This window comes from Pseudomonas sp. W22_MBD1_FP4 (assembly GCF_052113765.1).
Taxonomy (GTDB): Bacteria; Pseudomonadota; Gammaproteobacteria; order Pseudomonadales; family Pseudomonadaceae; genus Aquipseudomonas; species Aquipseudomonas sivasensis.
Genome location: NZ_JBGQOI010000002.1, coordinates 260,896 through 287,159, shown reverse-complemented (window position 1 = coordinate 287,159; position 26,264 = coordinate 260,896). Strand labels below are relative to the sequence as shown.

The following is a 26,264-nucleotide window of genomic DNA, read 5'->3' as shown; positions in this document are numbered from 1 at the left end:
CCTTATTCTCCGGCGCGCTTAAAGTGTGGAACGCCATCGGTTGAATCTTTCCAGAAGGGCTTGCAGGCGGGCCCTCCATTGCCGTAGCAGTTGTGCACTGTCTTATCGCCGCCAAGCACTTTCAGCCATTCCCATACACGCACGCTGCCGTCCGGGACCGTACCGCCCGTAGCGGGGTTGAACCCTACGAGCGGCAAGCGCGCAACCGGATCGAGATTGTGATTCTGGTAGCGCAGCTCCATCGCCTCGCGCTGTGATTCGGAGCTCACCCCTGAACGACTCTGTAAGACCCCTAACAACGAGTCGGCCTTCTGCACGCTGTAGGCAGCACCGAAGAAGTTCATCGACGTTTTGCCGAGAATGCCCACGTTGGCCGGATCACGGGCCAGCGACTCCATGGCGCTGCCAGTGGTCAACGTGCCCCGGCTGTGACCATCGATGTGCAACCCGCTCTGGCCGAACTGCGTCATGTAGTCTTTGGTTTGCACCGTTGCATTGGACAACCCCCAGAAATCATTCTCCAGATTCTTCTGATAAGCAGCGATCATCAGCTCGGAAGTGAAGTTGTTGGCTTGCTCGAAGTGGATCAAGTATTGCGGCCCGCTATCAGCCGAACTGTGCTGCTCGGCGTATTTGGCCGCAGCGTCGGCATCATTGAAAATGCCGTTGTTGGCGATATGCACTTTGCCGTCCGGCCCTTTCTTGAGGTTCATTTTCTCTTCGTCGCTCAGTTCGCGACGTTGAACTTTGCCCTCCTTGTCCTTCGAGACCTCATACACCCGCGCCTTCTCGATAAAGATCTTGCGATACGCCTCATCCGCCAGCAGCGAGACCTGATGATAGAACTCACGCTTGATCTCCTGCTCAGCCGCTACCTTGCGCCCCATTTCCGCCACATCCAACCGTCCCACGGCGACATGGGCGGCCTCGGTGTTGCGGTTCAGGTTGGCAATTGTCTGGTCAACCGTCATGCCGCCAACCACACGCTGGCGCTCGGCATTGGTGATCACCAAGGTGCCGGCGCTGATCGCGCTGCGGGTGTCGCTGTCGGCGGAGTCGGAGTCCGAGCCGTTGTTGATGCTGTTGGCGAGCAGCGCCTTGGCCGTGCCCAGTTTGCCGTCGAGCATGTCCGAACTCAGGTCGACGCCTGAAGTTTTGGCGCTGGCTTCGGACACGTTGTGGATGTCGGACACCGTCAGCGTGCCGGTGGTCAGGCTGTTTTTGCCGTCGGCAATGGCCTTGTCGGAACTGGCGATCACGCCACCCTTGAGGTCGGTATTGCCGCGCACGTTGATGTCGAAACCACCGTCGCCGGCACGTATGCCCGATTGTTCGATCACGCTGGCAAAGTTGGACTTCTGCTTGGCGTTGGTGGAGCTGAAGCTAGCGGTCGCCGCACCGGCACAGACCGGCGGGATACAGATGCTGATCCCGGCGCTCATGCTCTTCTGCTCGGACGCGAAGGTGCTGGTGTCCTGCAGGCTCTCGACATTCAGGTCGCCGCCGATATCGGCCTTGACCGTCTCACCCGACACCACCGCACCACGCAGGGTGGTGTCCTTACCGGAAATCAGACTGACCTCTTTGCCGGCAGTCACGTGGGTATTGCTCCACACCAAGTCATTGCCATCGGCATTGCCACGGCTCTGAGAGGCGGACGCGTTGAAGCTCAGACCGTTTTTCTCGCTACCAAACGAGATGCCGATGCCAAGGCTGCCGTTGACGCTTTTGTTGGTGCTGTGTTGCTCGATGGTGTTCTGCGCACCCGCCAGCAGGATGTTGCCGTCAGCTTTCAACAACGCATTGTTGCCCGCCGTGATCTCACTGCCCTGCACGGTCAGGTTGTTGTTGCGCGTGCCGCCCGAGGACACGATCGTCACATCCCCTCCCGCCGCGACCGTCGAAGCGGCTGCGGTGTTGCTGGTCTGCTCGCTTTTGCTCTCGCTCTTGTTCATGCCCAGGGCAATGCTCAAGTTGATACCGCCCGCCGCCGCCGGGTCAGCCATGACCTGAGTGTGCGCATCGCTGGCGGCCCACACAGTACTCAGCGCCGCCAAAGTTTTCATACGTTTGTCATCGGTACGTTCAGCGGCTTTGTTCATGCGCTGGCCGGTCTGTACCGCACTCACGATCGGGTTGGTCAGGGTCAGGCTCACGCCGGTCTGCTTGAAGCGCTGCTCCTGCTGCTGCGCACTGAGGTTGCGCGCTTCGAGGATATTGACCTCGGACGCGTCGATCGACACATCGCCATTGGGCGCGTTTACATTGCTGCCCACCTGACGGTATTCGCCGCCGGCGCTGATCAGCACGTTGCCGTCGGTTGCGCCAATGTTACTCGCGGCCGCCGTAGTCTGCTGACTACTGTCTTTATTGGTCTGTTGCTTGGAACCAACGGTGACGGCAATGGCGCCCCCGCTGAACATACCGCTGGTCTTCACATCCTTCATGTGTTTTTCGTCAAGTTGCTCGGTGGCTGCCAATACCTTGATGTCGTTGCCCGCCGCCAGCACCGTGCCCGATGTGGAAACCACGTTGCTACCCGTAATCGTGATGTTGTTGCCGGCCTGCATCACCGCCTGCTCGCCACTGAAGGTCGAGGCCTGTGCGGTGGTCTGGCTGACCGTGTCGCGGGTGGTGGTGGTCTTGCTCGAAAACATCCCGTTGCTGCCCTTGACCTTGTGCGCTTCGTCGGCGCTGTTGAAGCGCTCGCCGGCCTCGACATTGATGTCGCGCACCGCACTCACAGCAACAGCCCCCGCGTCGCTGTTGACCATCGCCCCGCGCACCTGCACGTCACGCCCGGCGCCCACGCGAACATCGCCGTTGGCCTGCACCGAACTGCCGACTTCATTGCGTCCGGCTTCCTTGCGCCAGTTGTCGCCATCCCACTGGTTGGACTGGGTGTAGGACTCTTTCACTGTAGTCAGGGTGATGTCGTTGCCCGCCACCAGCGACGTCTTGCCGCCGACGCCGGTGTTGCTCACTTGCGCGGCTTGCAGGTTGATATCGTTGCCGGCGGTGGCAATCAGGTTCGCCGCCGGTGCCGACACGTACAACCCCGCCACCCGCGACAAGCCGGTGCGGGTGCCCTGATCGCTCTCGCTGTCGGTGGTGACCGAGCGCACATTGATGTCGTTGCCGGCGCTCAGGGCCAGACGGCTGTTGGCGCTAATCAGGCCGCCGATGTTGTTGATGTCCTGGCTGGCGGTCAGGGCCACGTCGTTGCCCTGGATACGGCCGCCGAGGTTGTCGAGGTTCTGCACGCTGATGTTCACGCCATCGCGCCCGGACAGGCTGCCGGAGTTCACCAAATCACCGCGCACATCAAGGTTCAACGTGCGCCCAGCCATCAGTGCGCCGGAGCCATCCAGATCACCTTCGCGAACCCGCACATAGACTTGCGGCACGAGCACCTGACGGACTTCACCGCTCGCCAGCGTGACGTCCTTGGACACCAGCCACACGATGTCGCTGGTCAACTGCGCCATTTGTTCGGCGGTCAGGGCGACACCAGGAATCAGTTTCCACTGATCCGCCAGGGTCACGGCGCTGTCGATCATGCCGCGATACTGTTCCTCATCACTGGCGTAGCCGTCGAGAAAGCGCCGGCCGGTGAGTTGCGCGATTTGCTCACGGATCAGCTTCTGTTCGTAGAAGCCGTCGCCGAGACGCTGCTGCGTGGCCGCCGGGTCGAGGTTCAGGCGCCCGAGCATGTAGTCCGAAGACAACCACTTGCGGTAGTTAGCGAAGCGCGGGTCGGTCTCCACCAGATAACCGGCGGTGCTGTTCGGGTTGGTCTGGAACAGGCTGCTGTTGGGCAGGTCGGGGTTGAAACCACCCGTGCGGATCTGCTCCACCGCGCCTGCCGCGTCCAGTTGGGTCAGTGCCTTCACTTCACTGATCGGGCTCACGGCGTGGGTGCGGCCAGCGCCCGCCAGCTCACCGGTACCCGCAGTGCTGTCGGTAACGTTGGCCAGAACCAGCGCGCCAACCTGGGTGCCGCTGCCGTTGATGGCCGCGTACTCGGTGTACACCGTGGGTTTAAGGGAGATCTGCTCGATCAGCGGCGCCGGCGTATAACCGGTCAGGCCGACGCCCTGGCGGTCACGGCCCTTGCGCTGGATGCGATAGTAATTGGCCACGCTGCCGTTGTCGGCCGTGACCCGTTCGCCGGTCACTTCGGTGTTGATCACTTGGCCGATGCTGCCGTTGAGCGCCTGCCCGGCAATGATCCGGCTCTTGTCGTTGAGCACCTGGTCGGCGATCAACGTGAGGTTGCCACCGGCAAGCATCTGCGCAGGGTCGGAGCTGACAATTTGCGTCTCGGTGACGCTGCGCGTGTAGTCATAGCGGTTCCAGCGCGTGCCGTAGCCTTCCGGCGTGACCAGGTGCAGCACCTCGTCGTTGTACAGCGAGATCTGGTCCGGCGTGTAACGGTTGGTCGAGCCCGACAGCAGGTACTCCTGCAGCACTTGGTTGGACACCAGCACGCGGTCGGTGGCGAAGTGTTCGTTGGTGTTGTTGATCTGCTTGGCGTTGACGCTCAGATGGCCCAGGGCTTCGACGGTGGCGCTCGCATTGTTGAGCACCTGTGCCTGGCCGCTGGCCTGGTCGTTGGCGTCAAGCAAGCCGCCGATCACCGTATCGCCGGCGCTGAAGATCAGTCCGTGCTCACGGTTGTTGATGACCTGAGCGCCGATATCCAGGCGGTTGCGTGCCGCGATGGTCGCCGCCGTTGCGCCTTCGAGGATGTTGTTGAGCGTACCGGCGGTGATCGACAAATGATCACCGTAGAGGCGCCCGGTACCGAGGTTGTTCAGGGTCGCAGCACTGAGGCGGGTCGTCTCGCCGTCGACCACGCCACGGTTGTCGAATTGGTTGACCGCGTTGGCCTGCACACGCCGCCCACTGATCACGCCGTTGGCACCGTTGTCGATAGCGCCGGCATCCACGCGCACCAGCGCGCCGGACTGCACCGCCCCCTGGTTGGTCATCGTGCCGCCAGTCTGCAGCGACAGGTCGCCGTTGCTCTGCACCAGGCCGCTGTTGATGAAGTTTTGAGTCAACCGGAAGGTCAGGTCGCCGAGGCTTTGGACCTTGCCGGCGCCGCTGTAATTGGCACTATCGAGCAACACGGACTGGCCCCCAATCAGGGTGCCCGCGCCGTTGTTGATGGCCAGGCTTTTCTGCGCCGGATTGCGATCGGCCAGGGTCAGCACGCTGCCCGCCGAGAGGATGCCCGCGTCGTTGTCCACGCTGCCGCTGCCCTTCACGTTCAGCGTGGTGTCGGACACGATTGAGCCAGCGCGGTTGGTCAGCGTATCGGTGTCGAGATCGACGCTCTGGCCCTTGATGCCCTGGTTCGCGCCCTGGGTCGCGCTGTTGTCCACGCTCGCGGCGGTCAGCAACAGATGCCCGTCGGCGCGCAACAAGCCCGCCTGGTTGCTCAGTTGCTGGGCGTTGATGTCCAGGGTGCGCGCGCTGCCGATAAAGCCTTGGTCGTTGAACACTTGACCGGCGCGCACGGTGACGTCGCGCTGGCCGAGGATGCCGCCGGTGCTGCCGGAATTGCGGTTGCTCAGCTGTTGGCCGTGGGTATCCACGCGCAGGTCCGACTTGGCCTGCATGATGCCGCCGTCGTTGATCAACGCGCCGCTGTCGACGCTCAGCGTGTCGCTGGCGTTAACGGTGCCTGCACTGTTGTCGAGTTGCTGGCCCTGGGTATTGAGCAGCAGTTGCGCGCCGGTGATCACCCCACCTTGGTTGTTCAGGCCGAGTGCATTGAGGGTCAGCGCCTTGGCTGCCTCCAGACGCCCGCCACGGTTGTCGAGCACGCTGGTGTCGCTGTTGAGGATCAGGTCGGCGGCCACCGAACCGAGGGTGCCGCCCTGGTTCTGCAGGCTGTCGGTCTTGACCGTCAAGGTTTGCGTGGCCGCGACGGTGCCATTGGCGTTGTTCAACTGCGCGGCCTTGATCCCCAGCGCGCCGCCGGCGGTGATCTGCCCGCTGCTGTTGTCCAGGGTGCCGCCGTCGAGGGTCAATTGCGCGGCGGTGACCAGCTTGCCCTTCTGATTGTTCAGGTGCTGGCGCGCGGTGACGGACAAGTCGCCAAGGCCACCCGACTGCACCAGGCCATCCGCGTTGTTCAGGGTGTCAGCGCTGACGACGAGGGCGCCACCGCTGGACAGCGTACCGCCACTGTTGTCGAGGCTGCGCGCGACGGTCATCTGCATACCGTTGCTGCCGGTCTGCACCCACTTGCCGCCGACGTTGGACAGGTCCAGCGCGGTCACGCTGATCTGTGCCGCGCCTACCTGTGCAGCATCGCTGAGCACGCTCTGGTTAGCGTCGGCCGTGAGGGCGCGGCCGGCGGTGACGCGGCTGCGACGCAAGTCGAGATTGCCGGCGGTGCTGGTCAACTCAACGGTCTGGGCGGACGTCTGGCTGTCACTCAGGTCGACCTGGGCGGCGCTGGCCTTGAGAGTCTGCGCGGCGAGGTTCTGGCCTTTGGCGGTCAAGGTGCCAGCCGAGGTCAGCGTCAGCGAACCGCTGCTGCCGAGCTTGCCGGTACTGTCCACGCCCGCGGCCAATGCGGAACCTGCGTGGCTGCGAATCGCTGAATTGGCGCCGGTGGCGGTCAGCGCGGCATTGCCCTGGGCGGACACGATGCCACGGTTGTCGATATCACCAGCGGTGTGCACGGCCAGGTTGCCTTGGGCGTACAGCGTGCCGTCGTTGTCGATGCCCTTGTCGGCGCGGGCGGTCAAATCGGTGGCGCTGCTGATCTGGCCGTGGTTTTCGATCCGGCCGTCGGTGCCGATCACCACTTCACCGGCGCTGGAGCCGATCTGCCCGGCATTGCGCACGCCCACGCCTGCGCCATTGCCGACCAAGGTGATCTTGCCCGCGTACATGCCGCCCAACTGCGCCACGTCGATGGCGACGGTTGGCGTGTCGGTCGGTGCCGCGCCGGTGGTGCCGGCCTTGATGGTCAAGTCTTTGGACCAGATGCCCGCGTTCACCTCGACGGTGCGCGCGATGATTTCGGTGTAGTCGGCGCGGCTGGTGTCCATGCCTTCGCCGCCGATGCTGATCTTGCCGCCCGAGACTTCATAGCCGCTGATCAGGCCGTTCTCGAACTGCGCGCGCCCGGTGGTCAGGGTCGCGCGGTCGGCGTTTATAAACCCGCAGCCTTCACAGGTGATGCCCGACGGGTTGGCAATTACCACCTGCGCCTTGGAGCCCCCCACTTCGACAAAGCCGCGCAACTGGCTAGGGTTGCTCGAATTGACCTCGTTGAGAATCACCCGTGCGCTGCCGTTGGCCAGGTTGCGGTTGCCTTCGATCCACCCGCCCAGTTGAGTCTGGCTGTTGGTCACGCCGTTGTTGAGGATCACCCCGCGCTTGTCCACGTCGAACTGGGTGTAGGTGTTGCGCGACACGCCCGCACCGCTTGGCCGGGTGATGTCCACCACCGTGGTGCCGTTGCCGGCGGCGCCGATGGTCGGGCGCTGGCCCGCCGGTGCGGAGCCATCGACCACCACCTGCGCTTGTACCGGCGCCGCCAGCGCGACCCAGCCCATGCCCAGCATCAGCGCAAACCGCAGCGGCGTCAGCGTGGCAACCGCCGTACCCGGGCGCGCTACGGCGCCGGTCGTGCCGGGAGCCTTGCACGCGCTCTTGACGTTTTCGGCCACCACCATCAGCAGGCCGCGAGCCTGGTTGAAAACAATTCGATACAGATGCTTATTCATGCAAGTCCTTTGCGCGGTGGCTGATCAGAGCGCGTCGCTGGGTAACGGGTGAGTGGCAAACCAGGCTTGCGCCTCCAGGTCCAGGACGGCGATACCCTGGAAATTCATGACGCGCAGTCCGCGCTCATCGCCTCGGTGGTACAGCGAACGGAAGATCCGCCCGGGCCACAGCCGCCGTCGCAACAGGCCGCTGACTCGTCGGGTATGCCCGAACGGCGCGACCCAGTCGTTGATCCACAGGCGGTCGCCGCTGTCCCAATCCGCGGCAGGCAGGCAGACGGCTGGTTCGCGCAGGTAGCGCGCCTCGGCCTCGGCACTGAGGTTGAGCCACGACAGGAAAAACACCGGGCGCCCCGCTTCGCTGATCAGGATGAACTGACGGCGCTTGATCGCCGGCAGCAACAGGGTCGACAGGCTGTGCAATGGCGCATCGCGATGCGCCGCCGAGTGCATCCACAACCACACCGCCGAACCCAACACCTGGGCTTCGTCGATGGGACTGTCGGGCCCCGTGGGCGCGAGCACTTCGAGGGTGTCATCCGACATGCTGGCCTCCTTCAAAATGACCAGTTGGCGCTGAAGCCACTGGTCACGTCGGCAGTCTGGAAACCCTTGGGTTTTTCCAGAGGTTTGCCGGTGTAGATGTCATAGGAAAACTGCTTGTAGCCGCCGCGCAGGCCTACCACCGCACCGGCCAGCCGGCGACCCAGCAAGTACTCGGTGGAATGCCCGCCAACCTGGCCGTAATCCACGCCCAGATAGAGTTCCTGACCGGTGTTGCCCAGGCTCAGGCCGAGGTCGTTGCTGAAGGTCCAGCCGCGTTCCGCCGACAGAATCTGCTCGCCATCAAAGCCGCGCACGGTGTAGCGCCCACCGATTGAAAAGCGGTCCTGGGGAATCAGCGGCGTGCGATTCCATTGGCCGCGCCAGCCGCCGATGTAACGCAGCTTCTGCTGGCCGACGCTGAACGGCACTTGCAATTGCGCGTTGGCGGTAATGATCTGCGAGCGCGACGTGCCTTCGCCGTTTTCTTCCTCGGGTGCGCGCAAGGCATCGCGCGCACCGGTGCCACGGCGATAGCCGACGCCAAGGTCGAGGGTGTTCGCACCGATGAATTCACGGTGATTGATCCCGGCCTGCCAACCGGCCATGCGCCGGCGCTGAAATTCGATTTCGGTGTCTTCGATGTAGTTGCTGGAGGTACGGCTCCAGCCACCGAGGGACACGGTGGTCTTGCGCACCGCGTCGCGATAGATCACGCGCGACAGCTGCACCTCATTGGTCCGGCTGCGGCCGCTGTAGGAATACGCCTGGTTCACCCCGGCGATCGTCTGGTGGTAGTCGTATTCGCTGGAGGTCAGGCTCAACTGCCAATAGTCGTAGGGCACCGAGTAGTGAATGGTGTGGCCCTTGGACCCACGGTCGCCGCTTTCGCCGCCGCCGAGGTCGTGGTTGAAGCTGATGTAGAACAGGTCGTTGAGGGTCGCCAGGTTATCCAGCGACAGCGCGACGTTGCCCTGGTACTTGCCGGTCTGCTTGCTGCCGGAGTCGTCCACCGACAGGCTGACCCGCACGGGCACGGCCTGCTTCCAGGCGATCACCACATCGCTTTCACCTGGCTGCGCATCGGCGCCTTCGGCGGGGGTGATCTGTACGTCGGCTTCGGCGGTGGGCACGCGCTTGAAGTTTTCCAGCGCCTGTTCGATGTCGCGCAGGTTCAGCACATCGCCATCGGACGCGGGCATCGCATTCCAATAGTTGGCGCGGGCCGAGGTGCCGGCGGCAAAACGGATGTGTTTGATCCGGCCGGGCACCACCACCAGGGACAGGGTGCCCTGATTCAAGTCCTGGGCCTGGGCCAGCACGCGGGTGGTAATAAAACCTTTGGCGATGATCGCATTCTGGATGCGCTTCATGGTCAGGTTGATCCCGCGCGCGCCAACACAACGCCCTTGCACTGGATCATCGGACGGGTTGGCGGCACGCAGGGCCCACTGGAAATCCTCGGCCTGGTCGCCACTGAGCACCACGCGGTCGATCTTGAAGCACGGCGTTTCATCACGCGGCAGGCGCAGGCTGGCTTCGGTGTCTTGGGGCGCTTGCAGGCGAACGTCGGGCGACGGTTCCAGCTGCTCGCGTTGTGCACGCTCGCGCTGTTGCTGCTGGATCAATTGCTGGGCCGGCGCTTGCGGCTCGGCCGCAAACGCAGCCGCGCTGGCTAGCAAACCAACTGCAGTACAGGTGGAAACGCACGACTGCAGCAAAACTGATGGTTTTGTTCTAGATACAGCGACGAGAGACATTTCGCATCCTTGTGAGTGAAACTTCCTACATGCGCAGGCTTTGTCACCACAACGACACAAAAGTGCCCCAGCAAAACATGGCACTGTGACTTGATTCGCAAAAGCGGCCACTGCAGACCGCCATGACTGTCACATTGCAACGCTCTAACTCAAGGGTTATAGCGGTTTTTCAGGTGTGAAAATTAATCCTCAGTTTTTGTGCAATTTGCTCATCAATTGCGCCTCAGCCTGAGTCAAACCGCAGGATTGGGTCAGTTCATCCACCGTCGCACCCATGCCCACCAGCTTCGCTGCCTGGGCAAACGACAGGCTCGCAGGGTCGCGCTGCTCAATCTGCGCCAGCTTGTCCGGCAACGGCGCGAGGATGGCGCGCAGTTCATGCACCTCATCCCCGACCCTCACCGCACTTTGCTGGAAGTGATCAACCCGCTTGACCAACTCCAGAATGCGCCGGTCGCGCAGCGCATCGCGCTCGGCCTGTTGCATGGCCAATTCTCGCTGCTGGCGCACATAGCGCAGCATAAACGCCAGCGTCCCGGCCCACAGCAGGGCCAGGACAATCACTGCTGCTTCAAGGAACAATCAGATGTTCTCCAGATCCGACCACTCTTCTTCGCTCATCATCTTGTCCAGCTCAACCAGAATCAGCAGTTCGTTGTTCTTGTTGCAAACGCCCTGAATGAACTTGGCTGATTCCTCGTTACCCACGTTCGGCGCGGTTTCCACTTCCGATTGGCGCAGGTAAACCACTTCGGCCACGCTGTCGACCATGATCCCGACCACTTGCTTGTCGGCTTCGATGATGACGATACGGGTGTTGTCGCTGACTTCGACGGTATCCAGGCCAAAACGCTGGCGGGTGTCGATCACCGTCACCACGTTGCCGCGCAGGTTGATGATGCCCAGCACGTAGCTCGGCGCACCTGGAACCGGGGCGATCTCGGTGTAGCGCAGCACTTCCTGCACGCGCATCACGTTAATGCCGTAGGTTTCGTTGTCCAGTTTGAAGGTAACCCATTGCAGGATCGGATCATCCAAACCTTGTGCAGATGCTGACTTATTCATACCCATGACCCCTTCAAATGCCGTTACGAACGGCGTGTGTGCTTCGTCGACCGCACTCGCGTGCGGCCCTTATTGTTCAATCAACTGCGTATGTTCACGGGCATCGACTTGACGGCACCGCTGGCGATCAACTCGGCCAGTTCGGCGACGTCGAGCAACGCGCACATGTGTTCGATTACAGTGCCCGCCAACCAAGGCCGCTGGCCCCGGTGGCTGCGCCATTTGATTTCGTTAGGGTCCAGGCGCAACGAGCGGCTGACTTGATGCACCGCCAGCCCCCACTCGTAACCCTGCACCGAGATCACGTATTGCAGGCCTTGGCGGAAGTCGTCGCGGTAGCGATCGGGCATCACCCAGCGCGCGGTGTCCAGCACCTTGAGATTACCGGCCTGGCTCGGCAGGATTCCGAGGAACCACTCCGGTTGCCCGAACAGCGGCGTCAGTTCCTGGCCGGCCAGGGAGTAGATCGAGCCCAGGCACACCAGCGGCACCGCAAGGGTCAAGCCGGCGACGTCGAACAGCAGGCATTCGAAAGGCTCCGCCGCCCAGGCCGGACGACCATCGCCGCTCACGGGCGGCGGCGTAATATTCGGTGGCAGGTGCACTTCCACCACGGGCTCGACCACCACCGGCGCGACGGGCATGACCACCGGGACGGCGACCGGCACGATCACCGGCGCGACGTAGGCATCACGCGCCTGCTCTTCCAATACGGCCAACTGGAACTCATCCAGGGTACTGGACGACGGTTCTTCTACCGCTGGCTCCAGCACCAGGATCGGTTCCGGCAATTCTTCTGCAGTGGCTTCCTGCAACAAGGCATCCAGGTAGGATTCCAGTGCCAGTTGCGGCCGGGTCTTAAGTTCGACAGGACGATTCATCACGCCACCTGCGCAACAAGCTGCTGGGACAGCAGGTGCTTGAGCAATGCGCGGTAGGCCAACACACCACGGCTTTTACCGTCGAACTGCGAAGGCGTCAGCCCGGCGCGGCTGGCATCGCGCAGGCGCGTGTCCACCGGGATGTAGCCGTTCCAGATGGTCTGCGGATACGCGTCACGCAATACGCGCAACGTGCCCAGGGACGCCTGGGTACGGCGATCGAACAAGGTCGGCACGATGCTGTACGGCAGCGCCTGTTTACGCGAGCGGTTGATCATCGCCAGGGTGCTGACCATGCGTTCCAGGCCTTTGACCGCCAGGTGCTCGGTCTGCACCGGGATCACCAACTGCTGGCTGGCCGCCAAGGCATTGACCATGAGCACGCCGAGCAACGGCGGGCTGTCGATGATCGCGTAATCGAAGTCCTGCCACAGTTGCGCCAGGGTCTTGGCGATCACCAGGCCCAGGCCGCTCTGCCCCGGCGACTGGCGCTCAAGGGTGGCCAGCGCGGTGCTGGACGGCAGCAGGGAAATGCTCTCGTTACTGGTCGGCAGCAGCAGTTGGCCGGGCAAGTCGCTCGGCACGCTGCCCTTGTGCAGGAACAGGTCATAGTTGCTGTGCTCCAGCGCGTCCGGGTCGTAACCGAAATAGCTGGTCATCGAGCCGTGGGGGTCGAGGTCGACCACGACCACACGCTTGCCCGCCTCGGCCAGCAAGCCGGCTAAAGCGATGGAGGTGGTGGTCTTGCCGACTCCACCTTTTTGATTGGCAACTGCCCAGACTCTCATTCGGATGGTTCCTCCCGGTGGGCACGTGCGCGACCGAGACATTGCATAGGTTATTGAGCCGGTGACGGAGAATTGACGGCACTCTGCCGAACCGGCGGCTTTGCAGGGGCCGGTGCAGTTTGTGTGCCAGCGCGCCTCAAGGCCGCATCCGGTGTTGCATTGGCGGTGCCGGTGCCGGTCAGGCTACGGCGCACATCCAGGTTGCGTGAGACGACCAACACCACCCGACGGTTGCGCGCGCGGCCTTCCAGGGTGGCGTTATTGGCCACCGGCTGGAACTCGCCATACCCCACCGACGCCAGGCGCCCGGGATTCACACCCTGCATCGCGAGCATGCGCACGATGCTGGCGGCACGGGCCGAGGACAGCTCCCAGTTGGTCGGGTACTGCGCGGTGCTGATCGGCACATTGTCGGTAAAACCTTCGACGTGGACCGGGTTTTCAAACGGTTTGAGGATCGCCGCCACCTTGTCGATGATGGTGAACGCCTGGTCGCTGGGCAACGCATCGGCACTGGCGAACAGCAGGCTGGAATTGAGCTCGATCTCCACCCACAACTCATTGCCGCGCACGGTCATCTGGTTGGAGCTGATCAGGTCGCCAAACGCGGCACTGATGTCATCGGCGATGCTTTTCAGCGGATCGCTGGTGCCGCCCACGCCGGCAGCGGTTTCGTCGCTGTCGTTGACCAGCGGCTTGGCCGGGGTCACGCTCTTGGGCCGCTCTTCGCCAATGGGGATCGGCTTGAGCGAACGGTCGGCGTCGTTGAACACGCCGATCAGCGCCTGGGAAATGACTTTGTACTTGCCTTCGTTGATCGACGAGATGGAGTACATCACCACGAAAAATGCGAACAGCAAGGTGATGAAGTCCGCATAGGACACCAGCCACCGCTCGTGGTTGACGTGTTCCTCAGGCTCGCGACGGCGACGGCTCATTGGCATTACTCCCCATCAATCCATGAAGCCCTGAAGCTTCAATTCGATGGAGCGCGGGTTCTCGCCCTCGGCAATCGAGAGAATGCCTTCGAGCAGCATCTCGCGGTAACGGGACTGGCGCATGGCAATGGATTTGAGCTTGCTCGCTACCGGCAACAGCACCAGGTTGGCACTGGCCACACCATAGATAGTCGCGACGAACGCCACGGCGATGCCGCTGCCCAATTGCGAAGGGTCGGCCAGGTTGCCCATCACGTGGATCAGGCCCATGACTGCACCGATGATGCCGATGGTCGGCGCGTAGCCGCCCATGCTTTCAAAGACTTTGGCGGCGTTGATGTCGCGGCTTTCCTGGGTGTAGAAATCCACTTCCAGGATGCTGCGGATCGCTTCCGGCTCGGCACCGTCGACCAACAACTGCAGGCCTTTACGCGAGTAGCTGTCGGGCTCGGCATCGGCCACGCCTTCCAGGCCCAGCAGGCCTTCCTTGCGTGCGGTGAGGCTCCAGTTGACTACCCGGTCGATGCCACCGGCCAAGTCGACACGTGGCGGGAAGATGATCCAGATCACGATCTGCATCGCACGCTTGAACGAGCTCATCGGTGACTGCAACAACGCAGCGCCCACAGTGCCGCCAATCACGATCAGCGCCGCCGGGCCGTTGGCCAGGGCGCCGAGGTGGCCGCCTTCGAGGTAGTTGCCGCCGATAATGGCGACAAACGCCATGATGATGCCGATCAGGCTCAATACATCCATCAGAGGCAGGCCTCCACCAGATGCTTGCCGATGTCGTCCAGGCTGTAAACGGCGTCGGCCAGGTCAGCCTTGACGATGGCCATGGGCATGCCATAGATCACGCAGCTGGCTTCGTCCTGGGCCCAGATCGCACTGCCGCCCTGCTTGAGCAGGCGCGCGCCTTCACGACCGTCGGCGCCCATGCCGGTGAGCACCACCGCCAGAACTTTGTCACCGTAGGACTTGGCCGCCGAACCGAAGGTAATGTCCACGCACGGCTTGTAGTTGAGGCGCTCGTCACCTGGAAGGATTTTGATCGCGCCACGGCCATCGACCATCATCTGCTTGCCGCCTGGGGCCAGCAGCGCCAGGCCAGGGCGCAGGATGTCGCCATCCTCGGCTTCCTTGACGCTGATGCGGCATAACTTGTCCAGACGCTCGGCAAACGCTTTGGTGAACGCCGCTGGCATGTGCTGGATCAACACGATCGGCGCCGGGAAGTTGGCCGGCAATTGGGTCAATACGCGCTGCAAGGCCACCGGGCCACCGGTGGAAGTCCCAATGGCAACCAGCTTGTAAGCCTTGCGCTTGGGCGCTGGCGAATGAGCATGCGCGGCAGCCGGTGCCGACGTGCGTACCGGCGGCGGCGCAGGCCGGGTAACCGGGGCAGGCGCCGGGCGACTGAACGAGGAACTGGTGGGCGCAGACGGCGCAGCTACCGGCGCCGGGGCGGGTGCTGGGGCGCTGAACAGGCTGCGACGGTTACTGCGGGAAATACTGTGGACTTTCTCGCACAGCAGTTGCTTGACCTTATCGGGGTTGCGCGAGATGTCTTCGAAATTCTTCGGCAGGAAGTCCACCGCACCGGCATCCAGCGCATCGAGGGTCACTCGGGCACCTTCATGGGTCAGCGAGGAGAACATCAATACCGGGGTCGGGCAGCGTTGCATGATGTGCCGAACTGCCGTGATGCCATCCATCATCGGCATCTCGTAGTCCATGGTGATCACGTCCGGCTTTAGCGCAATGGCTTGATCAATCGCCTCTTTACCGTTGGTGGCCGTACCGACCACCTGGATGCTTGGATCGGCGGAAAGAATTTCCGAGACGCGGCGGCGGAAGAAACCCGAATCGTCCACCACCAGGACCTTGACTGCCATAAACACTCCGTTAGGCGGGGCGGGCATTACCGCCCTGCCCCGCCAGAATCAAATACGCCGTGCGGCGTAACGCTTGAGCATGCTCGGAACATCGAGAATCAGCGCGATCCGACCGTCACCGGTAATGGTCGCACCCGACATGCCCGGGGTTCCCTGCAGCATTTTGCCCAAAGGCTTGATGACCACTTCTTCCTGGCCAACCAGTTGATCGACGACAAAGCCGATCCGCTGAGTGCCCACCGAGAGAATCACCACATGGCCTTCGCGCTGCTCCTCATGGGCAGCCGATGCAACCAGCCAGCGCTTGAGGTAGAACAACGGCAGCGCTTTATCACGCACGATCACCACTTCCTGACCGTCCACCACGTTGGTGCGCGACAGGTCGAGGTGGAAGATCTCGTTGACGTTGACCAACGGGAAGGCGAACGCCTGGTTGCCCAGCATCACCATCAGGGTCGGCATGATCGCCAAGGTCAACGGCACCTTGATGACGATCTTGGAGCCCTGGCCCTTGGTCGAGTAGATGTTGATCGAGCCATTGAGCTGGCTGATCTTGGTCTTCACCACGTCCATGCCCACGCCACGGCCCGACACGTCGGAAATCTCGGTCTTGGTCGAGAAGCCAGGGGCGAAGATCAGGTTGTAGCACTCGGTGTCGGTCAGGCGGTCGGCGGCGTCCTTGTCCATCACGCCACGCTTGACGGCGATATTGCGCAAGATCGCCGGGTCCATGCCCTTGCCGTCATCGGTGATCGACAGCAGGATGTGGTCGCCCTCTTGCTCCGCCGCCAGAATCACCTTGCCGCCACGGGACTTGCCCGAGGCTTCGCGTTCTTCAGGGGTTTCGACGCCGTGATCGACAGCGTTGCGCACCAAGTGGACCAGCGGGTCGGCCAGGGCCTCGACAAGGTTTTTGTCGAGGTCGGTTTCTTCACCCACCAGTTCCAGGTTGATCTCTTTCTTCAGCTGGCGCGCCAGGTCACGAACCAGGCGCGGGAAGCGGCCGAAGACTTTCTTGATCGGCTGCATCCGGGTTTTCATCACCGCGGTTTGCAGGTCAGCCGTCACCACGTCGAGGTTCGATACGGCCTTCTGCATGGCTTCATCGCCACTGCTCAAGCCCAGGCGCACCAGGCGGTTACGCACCAGTACCAGCTCGCCGACCATGTTCATGATGTCGTCCAGACGCGCGGTATCAACCCGCACGGTGGTTTCGGCTTCACTGGCGGGTTTTTCCGCCGGTGGTGGCGCAGCCGCACGCGCAGGTGCTGGAGCCGGGGCTGCGGGCTTGGCCGCTGCCACAGGCGCAGCCGCTTTAGCAGCAGCCGGTGCTGCCGTGGCGACTGCAGCCGCTGGGGCGACTTCGCTGAACTTGCCCTTGCCGTGCAAATCATCCAGCAGCGCTTCGAATTCGTGATCAGAGATCAACCCATCGTCCGCAGGCTTGGCACTGGCAGCCGCCGCAGCAGCAGGCGCTGCCGCCACTTCCGGCAGGGCGTCGACCGCAAACGTGCCTTTGCCGTGCAACTGGTCAAGCAAGGCTTCGAATTCGTCATCGGTGATGTCGGTGCTGGCCGGGGCCGCAGGCGCTTCGGCAGCCGCGACAGGCGCCACCGCATCGGCGGCGAACTGGCCTTTGCCGTGCAACTGGTCGAGCAGGGATTCGAACTCGGCGTCGGTGATGTCTTCACTGGTCGGTGCCGCTGCCGGGGCAACGGCGGCCGGTGCTTCAGCTTCGGCCTTGACGGCACTGAGGGAATTGAGCAGTTGTTCGAACTCATTGTCCGTCACATCCGCTTCAGGCTCCGCCACCGGCTCAGGCGCGGCCTCAACCACCGGCGCTGCCGTGGTGTCGGCTGGCTCTGCATAGCGCGCCAGGGCGGCCAGCAGTTCCGGGGTGGCAGCCGTGATCGGGGCACGTTCGCGAACTTCGCTGAACATGCCGTTGACCGCATCCAGTGCTTCGAGAATCACGTCCATCAATTCCGAATCAACGTGACGCTCACCCTTGCGCAGGATGTCGAACACGTTCTCGGCGATGTGGCAGCACTCCACCAGCTCATGGAGCTGGAGGAAGCCGGCGCCCCCTTTTACAGTATGAAAACCGCGAAAAATTGCATTGAGCAGGTTCGCATCATCCGGTCGGCTTTCCAGCTCGACCAGTTGTTCGGACAGTTGCTCTAAAATTTCGCCGGCCTCTACAAGGAAATCCTGAAGGATCTCTTCATCGGCGCCGAAGCTCATGTGGGTGCTCCTTAGAAGCCTAAACTGGATAACAGGTCATCTACGTCATCCTGACCTGACACAACGTCTTCACGTTTATCGGCATGAATCTGCGGACCTTCACCCTTGGCGAGATGTTTTTGTGGATCTTTTTCAGAGAGGATCGCTTCGCGGTCATGTTCGATGCCGGCAAAACGGTCTACCTGGCCAGCCATGAGCACCAATTTGAGCAAATTGCTTTCCACTTCGGTAACCAACTGGGTTACACGTTTGATCACCTGACCGGTGAGGTCCTGGTAATCCTGGGCCAGCAGAATGTCATTGAGGTTGCTGGAAACCGTGCGGTTTTCCTGTTCGCTGCGCGACAGGAAACCGTCGACCCGACGGGCCAATTCACGAAACTCTTCAGCCCCGACTTCGCGACGCATGAAGCGGCCCCAGTCAACGCTGAGGGCCTGGGCTTCATTGGCCATGCCGTTGACCAGAGGCGTGGCATTTTCCACCAGGTCCATGGTGCGGTTAGCCGCGGCTTCGGTCAGCCTGACCACATAGGACAGGCGTTCGGTGGCATCAGTGATCTGCGAGATTTCTTCGGCCTGGGGCATGTGCGGGTCAATCTGAAAATTGACGATCGCACTGTGCAGCTCGCGTGTGAGCTTGCCCACTTCCTGGTACAGGCCGCGGTCACGGGTCTGGTTGAGCTCATGGATCAACTGCACCGCGTCGCCGAAGTGGCCTTTTTCAAGGCTGTCGACCAACTGGTGAGCATGCTTTTTCAGGGTCGACTCAAAGTCTCCCTGTGACGTTTCTTTATGCTCCATAGCTCCCCCGCGATGGCATTAGCCGTGGATGCGTTCAAAGATCTTTTCGATCTTCTCTTTCAAGGCCTGTGCAGTGAATGGCTTGACTACGTAACCGTTGACCCCGGCCTGGGCGGCTTCGATGATCTGTTCACGCTTGGCTTCGGCGGTCACCATCAACACGGGAAGGCTGCGCAGTTTTTCGTCGGCACGCACGTGGCGCAACAAGTCGATACCGGTCATGCCCGGCATGTTCCAGTCTGTTACCAGAAAGTCGATGCTCCCGCTGTTGAGGATCGGAATCGCCGTAAGGCCGTCATCCGCCTCGACCGTGTTTGTGAACCCAAGGTCACGCAACAGGTTTTTTATGATCCGCCGCATCGTTGAGAAGTCATCAACGATGAGGATTTTCATGTTCTTGTCCAATTCGACCTCCAAGCAGTCTTAAACGCGCCCAGCACCTGGACGCGCCATTTCAATCAACAGGCATTACACAAAAAGGACTGCCGGGGGCACCACGGATCGAACCCACGAAGGCCTATCACCCTCGCGGTATCGCTTTGCAATGCTCCCCACACTGCCTGTCAGCGCGCTCGCCACTCTCCCAAACGCCCCCGCAAGCGGGCTGCGCATTGGCTGTGCAACTGGCTGACACGCGATTCGCTGACCCCCAGGACCTCACCGATTTCCTTGAGGTTCAGCTCTTCGTCGTAATACAGCGCCAACACTAACCGCTCGCGCTCGGGCAAGTTGGCAATGGCGTCCGCCAATGCACCCTGGAAGCGTTCATCTTCCAGGTCGCGTGACGGTTCCATATGCGCGCTCGCGCCGTCCTCGTGCAGCCCTTCGTGTTCGCCGTCCTGCAACAGGTCGTCGAAACTGAACAGGCGGCTGCCCAAGGTATCGTTCAAAATCCCGTAATAATCGTCGAGACTCAATTGGAGTTCGGCCGCAACTTCATGATCTTTAGCGTCGCGACCGGTTTTTGCTTCAATTGCACGAATTGCGTCGCTGACCATGCGCGTATTTCGGTGCACCGAACGCGGCGCCCAATCACCTTTACGCACCTCATCAAGCATCGCGCCACGGATACGGATACCCGCATACGTCTCGAAACTCGCGCCTTTGCTGGCATCGTATTTGGTCGACACTTCGAGCAAGCCGATCATGCCGGCCTGGATCAGGTCCTCGACCTGCACGCTGGCGGGCAGGCGAGCCAGCAAGTGATAGGCGATACGCTTGACCAGCGGCGCATAGCGCTCAATCAACTCACCCTGACTGTCACGGGCAGATTTCTTGTAGGCGTTGTAGCCATTCGCTGTCATAGCACCGGTCCTGCGCTCGTCTGATGTACCAATCGCTCGACGAAAAACTCCAGATGCCCACGAGGGTTGGCGGGCAACGGCCAGGTATCGACCTTCTGGGCAATAGCCTTGAACGCCAATGCGCATTTGGAACGAGGGAACGCTTCGTAGACTGCACGCTGCTTTTGCACAGCCTTGCGCACGCACTCGTCGTAGGGAACTGCGCCGACGTATTGTAAGGCGACATCGAGGAAGCGATCCGTGACCTTGGTCAACTTGGCGAACAGATTGCGCCCTTCCTGCGGACTCTGGGCCATGTTGGCCAGGACGCGGAAGCGGTTCATGCCGTAGTCACGGTTAAGCAGTTTGATCAGGGCGTAGGCGTCGGTGATCGAGGTGGGTTCATCGCAGACCACCAGCAGGACTTCCTGCGCGGCGCGCACGAAGCTGACCACGGACTCGCCGATCCCGGCGGCGGTGTCGATCACCAGCACGTCGAGGTTGTCGCCAATATCACTGAATGCCTGGATCAGGCCGGCATGCTGCGCCGGGCTCAGGTGCACCATGCTCTGGGTACCGGAGGCAGCCGGCACGATGCGGATCCCGCCAGGGCCCTGGAGCAGCACGTCGCGCAGCTCACAGCGCCCCTCGATCACATCGGCAAGGGTGTGTTTGGGCGTCAGTCCCAGCAGAACGTCGACGTTCGCCAGCCCCAGGTCAGCATCCAGCAGCATGACGCGACGGCCAAGCTCTGCCAGGGCCAGGGACAAATTCACTGACACGTTAGTCTTTCCGACGCCACCTTTGCCGCCGGTCACCGCGATCACCTGTACGGGATGCATGCTGCCCATTTTATTTCTTTACCTTGTCTTGCTTAGACGCAGGCTACATGGCTTGGCCGCGTGAATCGCTTGCAGACCATCAATGTAGGTACATTTCACGGTGTTCATCCTGACTTCAACCGACCCGTTTTGCCGGGTTGTGGTAGAGGTCGGCGAACATATCGGCCATCGCTTCCTCGCTAGGCTCTTCTTGCATTTGCACGCTGACGGCACGGCTGACCAACTGATGACGGCGCGGCAGATGAAGATCATCCGGGATCCGCGGCCCGTCGGTCAGGTAGGCAACCGGTAATTCATGACTGATAGCCAGGCTCAACACTTCACCCAGGCTGGCGGTTTCATCCAGTTTCGTGAGGATGCAACCGGCCAGGCCACAGCGTTTGTAGCTATGGTACGCAGCGGTAAGAACCTGTTTTTGGCTGGTGGTTGCAAGCACCAGGTAATTTTTCGACTTGATGCCACGCCCGGCCAGGGTTTCCAGTTGCATGCGCAACGCCGGGTCGCTGGCTTGCAAGCCGGCGGTGTCGATCAGCACCACGCGCTTGCGCAGCAGCGGATCGAGGGCGTTGGCCAGGGACTGGCCCGGGTCGACGTGGGTCACCGGTACATTGAGGATGCGGCCCAACGTCTTGAGCTGCTCCTGGGCGCCGATCCGGTAGCTGTCCATGCTCACCAGCGCGATATTATTCGCGCCGTACTTGAGCACATAACGCGCTGCCAGCTTGGCGAGGGTGGTGGTCTTGCCCATGCCGGCAGGGCCGACCATGGCGATCACACCGCCCTCTTCCAGGGGTTCGATTTCCGGGGTAGCGATCATCCGCGCCAGGTGGGCCAGCAACATGCGCCAGGCCTGGCGTGGTTCTTCGATTTCGGTGGTCAGGGCCAGCAGGTCGCGGGACAACGGGCCGGACAAGCCAATGCGTTGCAGGCGACGCCACAGGTTGGCCTGTTGCGGTTTGCTGCCTTGCAGCTGCGTCCAGGCCAGCGAGCCGAGCTGCACTTCCAGCAGTTCGCGCAGGCCGTTGAGCTCAAAGCGCATCGAGTCGAACACACGCTGGTCAACTGCGGCGGCCGGGGCTGGCGCGGCAGGACGCGGCGGCTCGACGAAGGTCGGCTCAACCAGTGGTTCGGCAGCGGTCAGCGGCAGCCCGGCGAACAACTGGCGATTGGTGGTGGTATCGCTGTCGCCACGCATGCTCAGCTCAGCCTGGGCCGAGACGATGCGCGAAGCGGTCTTGCGCAGCTCGTCTTCGAGCTCCATGTTCGGTACACGCGGCGCCAGCGCCGAGGGGGTGTAATCCAGGGCAGCCGTCAGCTCGACACCGCCGGCAATACGACGGTTACCGATAATCGCGGCGTCGGCGCCCAGCTCATCACGGACCAGTTTCATGGCCTGACGCATATCGGCGGCGAAAAAACGCTTAACTTGCATAACCCACTACCCTCAGCCGTTGGGCCCTACTGTCGCGACGATAGTCACTTGCTTGTTGTCAGGAATTTCCTGATAAGCCAAAACGTGCAAATTCGGTACTGCCAAGCGTCCAAACCGCGACAACATCGCGCGGACCGGACCTGCCACCAGCAGAATCACCGGTTGGCCCTGCATTTCCTGACGCTGTGCGGCGTCGATCAACGAACGCTGCAGCTTTTCAGCCATGCTTGGCTCCAGCAGAACGCCCTCTTCCTGGCCTTGTCCTGCCTTCTGAATACTATTGAGCAATATTTGTTCCAACCTTGGTTCCAAGGTGATCACAGGCAGCTCAGAGTCAAGCCCTACAATGCTTTGCACGATTGCACGGGACAATCCGACACGCACCGCAGCCACCAGCGCGGCGGTATCTTGACTCTTGGCGGCGTTGTTGGCGATGGCCTCGGCAATGCTGCGAATGTCGCGTACCGGTACCTGTTCGGCCAGCAGCGCTTGCAGCACCTTGAGCAATTGCGACAGCGACAGCACGCCGGGCACCAGCTCTTCCGCCAGTTTTGGCGAGGCTTTGCCCAGTAAGCCCATCAATTGCTGGACTTCTTCGTGGCCGATGAGCTCGTGGGAGTGCTTGTACAGAATCTGGTTGAGGTGGGTCGCGACCACCGTGCTGGCGTCCACCACGGTATAGCCCAGTGACTGCGCCTGGCTGCGCTGGCTGATTTCGATCCACACCGCCTCCAGGCCGAAAGCCGGATCTTTGGCGGTAATGCCGTTGAGGCTGCCGAACACCTGGCCTGGGTTGATCGCCAACTCGCGATCCGGATAGATCTCGGCTTCGGCCAGGATCACCCCCATCAGGGTCAGGCGGTAGGCGCTCGGAGCCAGGTCGAGGTTGTCGCGGATGTGCACGGTGGGCATCAGGAAGCCCAGATCCTGCGAGAGTTTCTTACGCACGCCCTTGATCCGCGCGAGCAATTGGCCGCCTTGGTTGCGGTCCACCAGCGGGATCAGGCGATAGCCGACTTCCAGGCCGATCATGTCGATGGGGGTCACGTCGTCCCAGCCCAACTCCTTGGTTTCCTGGGCGCGGGCTGGCGATGGCAGCAGTTCTTGTTGACGCGCAACTTCTTGCAGGGCTTGGACCTTGACCGCGTTTTGCTTCTTCCAGAACAGGTAGGCACCACCGCCCGCCATGGCCGCCATGCTCAGGAACGACACATGGGGCATGCCCGGGACGATACCCATGATCGCCATGATGCCCGCCGCCACGGCCAACGCCTTGGGCGATGCAAACATCTGCCGGCTGATCTGCTTGCCCATGTCTTCGGAGCCCGACGCACGGGTCACCATGATGGCTGCAGCTGTAGATAACAACAGTGATGGCAATTGCGCCACTAAACCGTCACCGATGGTCAGCAAGGCGTACACCTTGCCCGCATCGCCGAAGGTCATGCCGTGCTGAAAGATACCGACGGCCATGCCGCCGATCAGGTTGATGAACAGAATCAACAGGCCAGCGATGGCGTCACCGCGCACGAATTTGCTGGCACCGTCCATGGAGCCGTAGAACTCGGCTTCCTGTGCCACTTCCAGGCGGCGGGTCTTGGCTTGATTCTGGTCGATCAGACCGGCGTTGAGGTCGGCGTCGATGGCCATTTGTTTGCCGGGCATGGCGTCGAGGGTAAAGCGCGCGCTCACCTCGGAAATCCGCCCGGCGCCCTTGGTGACCACCACGAAGTTAATGATCATCAGGATCGCGAACACCACGATACCGACCACGTAGTTACCGCCGATCACCACCTCACCGAAGGCCTGGATCACCTTACCGGCGGCCGCGTGGCCGTCCTGGCCGTGGAGCATGACGACGCGGGTGGACGCCACGTTGAGCGCCAGCCGCAGCAGGGTCGCCACCAGCAGGATCGTCGGGAATACCGCAAAGTCCAGCGGCCGCAGGGCGTAAACGCATACCAACAGGACCACGACCGACAACGCAATGTTGAAGGTGAAGAACACGTCCAGCAGGAACGGCGGCATCGGCAACATCATCATTGCCAGCATCACCAGCAACAACAACGGCACACCCAGATTGCCCCGCGAGAGGTCAGTCAGGGTCGTACGGGCCGTGCCGAGCATTTGAGAGCGATCCACCACCGGTATTCCTCGTTTCCTTGAAGCAAACTTTTGACGCCGGAAGGCGTCCTGGAGGCGGTATTGCAAGAAGCCTTCCAACTTTTGCTTTAAAAAACGCGGATTGCTCCCAAGCACGCTGGAGCACTATCAGGCCGGGCAATTCAACTGACGATTTGCACTTCGGTAGCCTGATCACCCTTTTGACCTGTTTCTACTTTGAACTCCACTTTCTGCCCCTCCTCAAGGGTTTTATAGCCCTCGCCCTTGATCGCCGAATAGTGGACGAAGAGATCTCCCCCACCATCCTGACTGATAAAGCCATAGCCTTTTTCCCCGTTAAACCACTTCACAGTACCTGTCGACATTGCCGCTCTCCTGACCTCGCTCAGCACACCACACGAGACTCACTGGATAATCTTGATATGGGACGCGAATACGCCCTCAGGGCGGTGGATCCTCGTAAATTGCACCCTTAGGCCCTCTCTGAGCCAAATCCCTGCAGAACTCGTGAGATCCACCAACACGTGTTCGTCGCCGCCATCCATTGCAATCACTCCCTCCCCTGTTTTGCGGTCGTATTCCTCGACCGTCCCTTTAACCACTTCCATTGCAACACCCTCTGCCTCACGCACAGCAATGTGCGTGGAAAACCCAGTGTTATGGAACCGCGATAAAGGGACGGCAGCTACTGTCAAAGTTGACAGGTAGACGACCGACAACGACGAGTGCTAGGGGGAAGGATGGAGCCGGGAGGGAGAGTTCGGGGCAGCTGATAATCAGGAATCGCGGCGCAATTCCGGCGGGATCGGCAGATCCTTGAGCGGGTCCGGACGCTTGCCCTTGCCCGCGCGGTATTGGCGGATCTGATAGACATACGCCAACACCTGAGCCACGGCCAGGTAAAGCCCGGCGGGGATTTCCTGATCGAGATCGGTGGAGTAGAAGATCGACCGCGCCAGTTCCGGCGATTCGAGCAACAGGATGTCGTGGGCCACGGCGATTTCGCGGATTTTCAGCGCAGTAAAGTCGCTGCCCTTGGCCAGCAGCATCGGTGCGCCGCCCTTCTCCGGGTCGTACTTGAGGGCCACGGCGTAGTGGGTCGGGTTGGTGATGACCACGTCGGCGTCGGGCACCGACGCCATCATCTTGCGCTGGGACATTTCCCGCTGCAGCTGGCGGATGCGTTGCTTGACCTCGGGCCGCCCTTCCTGATCCTTGTGTTCGTCGCGCACTTCCTGCTTGGTCATCAGCAGTTTCTTGTGGCTTTCCCACAGCTGGATCGGCGCATCCACTGCCGCAATGATGATCAGCCCGGCGGCCATCCATAGCGCACTCCAGCCGACCACCTGCACGCTGTGGATGATCGCCGACTCCAACGGTTCGTGGGCGATACGCAGCAGGTCGTCGATGTCTGACGACAACACCATCAGCGCCACAAACAGAATCAGGATGAACTTGGCCAGGGCCTTGAGCAGCTCCACCAGGGCCTTGGCGGAGAACATGCGCTTGAGCCCGGCCCCGGGGTTCATGCGGCTGAACTTAGGCGCCATGCTGCTCGCGGCGAACAGCCAGCCGCCGAGGGCTACCGGACCGATCAGCGCGGCCAGCAACAAGGTAATCAGGATGGGCTGCACCGCCAGGATCGCGATCTTGCCCGAGTGCAACAGGTATTGCCCCATCGCATCCGGGTTAAGCAACACCTCACGAGGCAAGGTGAAGTTGTGCTTCATCAGCTCCAGCAAGTCGAGCGCCAAACCACCGCCGTAGATCAGCAAGGCGCCAGCACCGGCCATCATGGTCGCAACGGTATTGAGCTCTTTGGAGCGCGCAATCTCGCCCTTTTCCCTGGAGTCCTTTTTACGTTTCTCCGTGGGGTCTTCTGTTTTGTCCTGACCACTCTCGCTCTCGGCCATGG

Annotated in this window: 19 protein-coding genes; all 19 read right to left on the bottom strand. The window is 61.7% G+C overall.

The annotated features are described in order from the left end of the window. Window positions 1-2 precede the first annotated feature (2 nt). On the bottom strand, window positions 3-7,754 hold the full coding sequence (locus ACEN2T_RS04135; RefSeq protein ID WP_442116346.1) for a hemagglutinin repeat-containing protein: 7,752 nt from the start codon (window positions 7,752-7,754) through the stop codon (window positions 3-5). Window positions 7,755-7,778: 24 nt separating this feature from the next. Further along, a complete protein-coding gene (locus ACEN2T_RS04130; RefSeq protein ID WP_032887925.1) occupies window positions 7,779-8,300 on the bottom strand; it encodes a toxin-activating lysine-acyltransferase in 522 nt (173 codons plus the stop codon). 11 nt (window positions 8,301-8,311) lie between these two features. Further along, the gene (locus ACEN2T_RS04125; RefSeq protein ID WP_032887923.1) at window positions 8,312-9,979 is read right to left on the bottom strand and encodes a ShlB/FhaC/HecB family hemolysin secretion/activation protein; all 1,668 of its coding nucleotides are present in this window, start codon (window positions 9,977-9,979) and stop codon (window positions 8,312-8,314) included. 267 nt (window positions 9,980-10,246) lie between these two features. Beyond that, the gene (locus tag ACEN2T_RS04120) at window positions 10,247-10,639 is read right to left on the bottom strand and encodes a DUF2802 domain-containing protein (RefSeq protein WP_032887921.1); all 393 of its coding nucleotides are present in this window, start codon (window positions 10,637-10,639) and stop codon (window positions 10,247-10,249) included. Then, complete coding sequence (locus tag ACEN2T_RS04115; RefSeq protein ID WP_032887919.1) at window positions 10,640-11,122, bottom strand: chemotaxis protein CheW; 483 nt, start codon at window positions 11,120-11,122, stop codon at window positions 10,640-10,642. A gap of 80 nt (window positions 11,123-11,202) precedes the next feature. Then, window positions 11,203-12,003 carry a CheW domain-containing protein gene (locus tag ACEN2T_RS04110; protein WP_032887917.1) on the bottom strand — a complete coding sequence of 267 codons (801 nt, stop codon included), beginning with the start codon at window positions 12,001-12,003 and terminating at the stop codon, window positions 11,203-11,205. Further along, window positions 12,003-12,791 (bottom strand): ParA family protein, encoded by a 789-nt coding sequence (locus ACEN2T_RS04105; RefSeq protein WP_032887915.1) that lies wholly within the window; start codon window positions 12,789-12,791, stop codon window positions 12,003-12,005. The genes ACEN2T_RS04110 and ACEN2T_RS04105 overlap by 1 nt, the downstream gene beginning before the upstream one ends. Before the next feature lie 50 nt (window positions 12,792-12,841). Beyond that, window positions 12,842-13,729 carry a flagellar motor protein MotD gene (motD, locus tag ACEN2T_RS04100; RefSeq protein ID WP_032887913.1) on the bottom strand — a complete coding sequence of 296 codons (888 nt, stop codon included), beginning with the start codon at window positions 13,727-13,729 and terminating at the stop codon, window positions 12,842-12,844. 15 nt (window positions 13,730-13,744) lie between these two features. Continuing rightward, complete coding sequence (locus ACEN2T_RS04095) at window positions 13,745-14,485, bottom strand: flagellar motor protein (RefSeq protein ID WP_032887912.1); 741 nt, start codon at window positions 14,483-14,485, stop codon at window positions 13,745-13,747. Next, the gene (locus ACEN2T_RS04090) at window positions 14,485-15,624 is read right to left on the bottom strand and encodes a protein-glutamate methylesterase/protein-glutamine glutaminase (RefSeq protein WP_032887910.1); all 1,140 of its coding nucleotides are present in this window, start codon (window positions 15,622-15,624) and stop codon (window positions 14,485-14,487) included. Before ACEN2T_RS04090 ends, ACEN2T_RS04095 begins: the two co-directional genes overlap by 1 nt. Before the next feature lie 48 nt (window positions 15,625-15,672). Then, window positions 15,673-17,868 carry a chemotaxis protein CheA gene (locus ACEN2T_RS04085; RefSeq protein ID WP_122756988.1) on the bottom strand — a complete coding sequence of 732 codons (2,196 nt, stop codon included), beginning with the start codon at window positions 17,866-17,868 and terminating at the stop codon, window positions 15,673-15,675. A gap of 11 nt (window positions 17,869-17,879) precedes the next feature. After that, complete coding sequence (locus ACEN2T_RS04080) at window positions 17,880-18,668, bottom strand: protein phosphatase CheZ (protein ID WP_032887907.1); 789 nt, start codon at window positions 18,666-18,668, stop codon at window positions 17,880-17,882. 18 nt (window positions 18,669-18,686) lie between these two features. Continuing rightward, window positions 18,687-19,061, bottom strand: coding sequence for a chemotaxis response regulator CheY (locus ACEN2T_RS04075; protein WP_160385018.1), 375 nt, complete (start codon window positions 19,059-19,061; stop codon window positions 18,687-18,689). Window positions 19,062-19,231: 170 nt separating this feature from the next. Next, the gene (gene fliA, locus ACEN2T_RS04070; protein WP_015885174.1) at window positions 19,232-19,972 is read right to left on the bottom strand and encodes an RNA polymerase sigma factor FliA; all 741 of its coding nucleotides are present in this window, start codon (window positions 19,970-19,972) and stop codon (window positions 19,232-19,234) included. After that, window positions 19,969-20,802 (bottom strand): flagellar synthesis regulator FleN, encoded by an 834-nt coding sequence (gene fleN / locus ACEN2T_RS04065; protein ID WP_003192912.1) that lies wholly within the window; start codon window positions 20,800-20,802, stop codon window positions 19,969-19,971. The genes fliA and fleN overlap by 4 nt, the downstream gene beginning before the upstream one ends. Window positions 20,803-20,908: 106 nt before the next feature. Then, window positions 20,909-22,225: a flagellar biosynthesis protein FlhF gene (gene flhF, locus ACEN2T_RS04060; RefSeq protein WP_032887905.1), complete on the bottom strand. Its 1,317-nt coding sequence runs from the start codon at window positions 22,223-22,225 to the stop codon at window positions 20,909-20,911. A 12-nt stretch (window positions 22,226-22,237) separates the two neighbouring features. Next, on the bottom strand, window positions 22,238-24,352 hold the full coding sequence (flhA, locus tag ACEN2T_RS04055) for a flagellar biosynthesis protein FlhA (RefSeq protein WP_185160066.1): 2,115 nt from the start codon (window positions 24,350-24,352) through the stop codon (window positions 22,238-22,240). 158 nt (window positions 24,353-24,510) lie between these two features. Next, a complete protein-coding gene (locus tag ACEN2T_RS04050; protein WP_032887903.1) occupies window positions 24,511-24,714 on the bottom strand; it encodes a cold-shock protein in 204 nt (67 codons plus the stop codon). A gap of 411 nt (window positions 24,715-25,125) precedes the next feature. Continuing rightward, window positions 25,126-26,262 carry a flagellar biosynthesis protein FlhB gene (gene flhB / locus ACEN2T_RS04045; protein ID WP_095185434.1) on the bottom strand — a complete coding sequence of 379 codons (1,137 nt, stop codon included), beginning with the start codon at window positions 26,260-26,262 and terminating at the stop codon, window positions 25,126-25,128. Window positions 26,263-26,264: the final 2 nt, after the last annotated feature.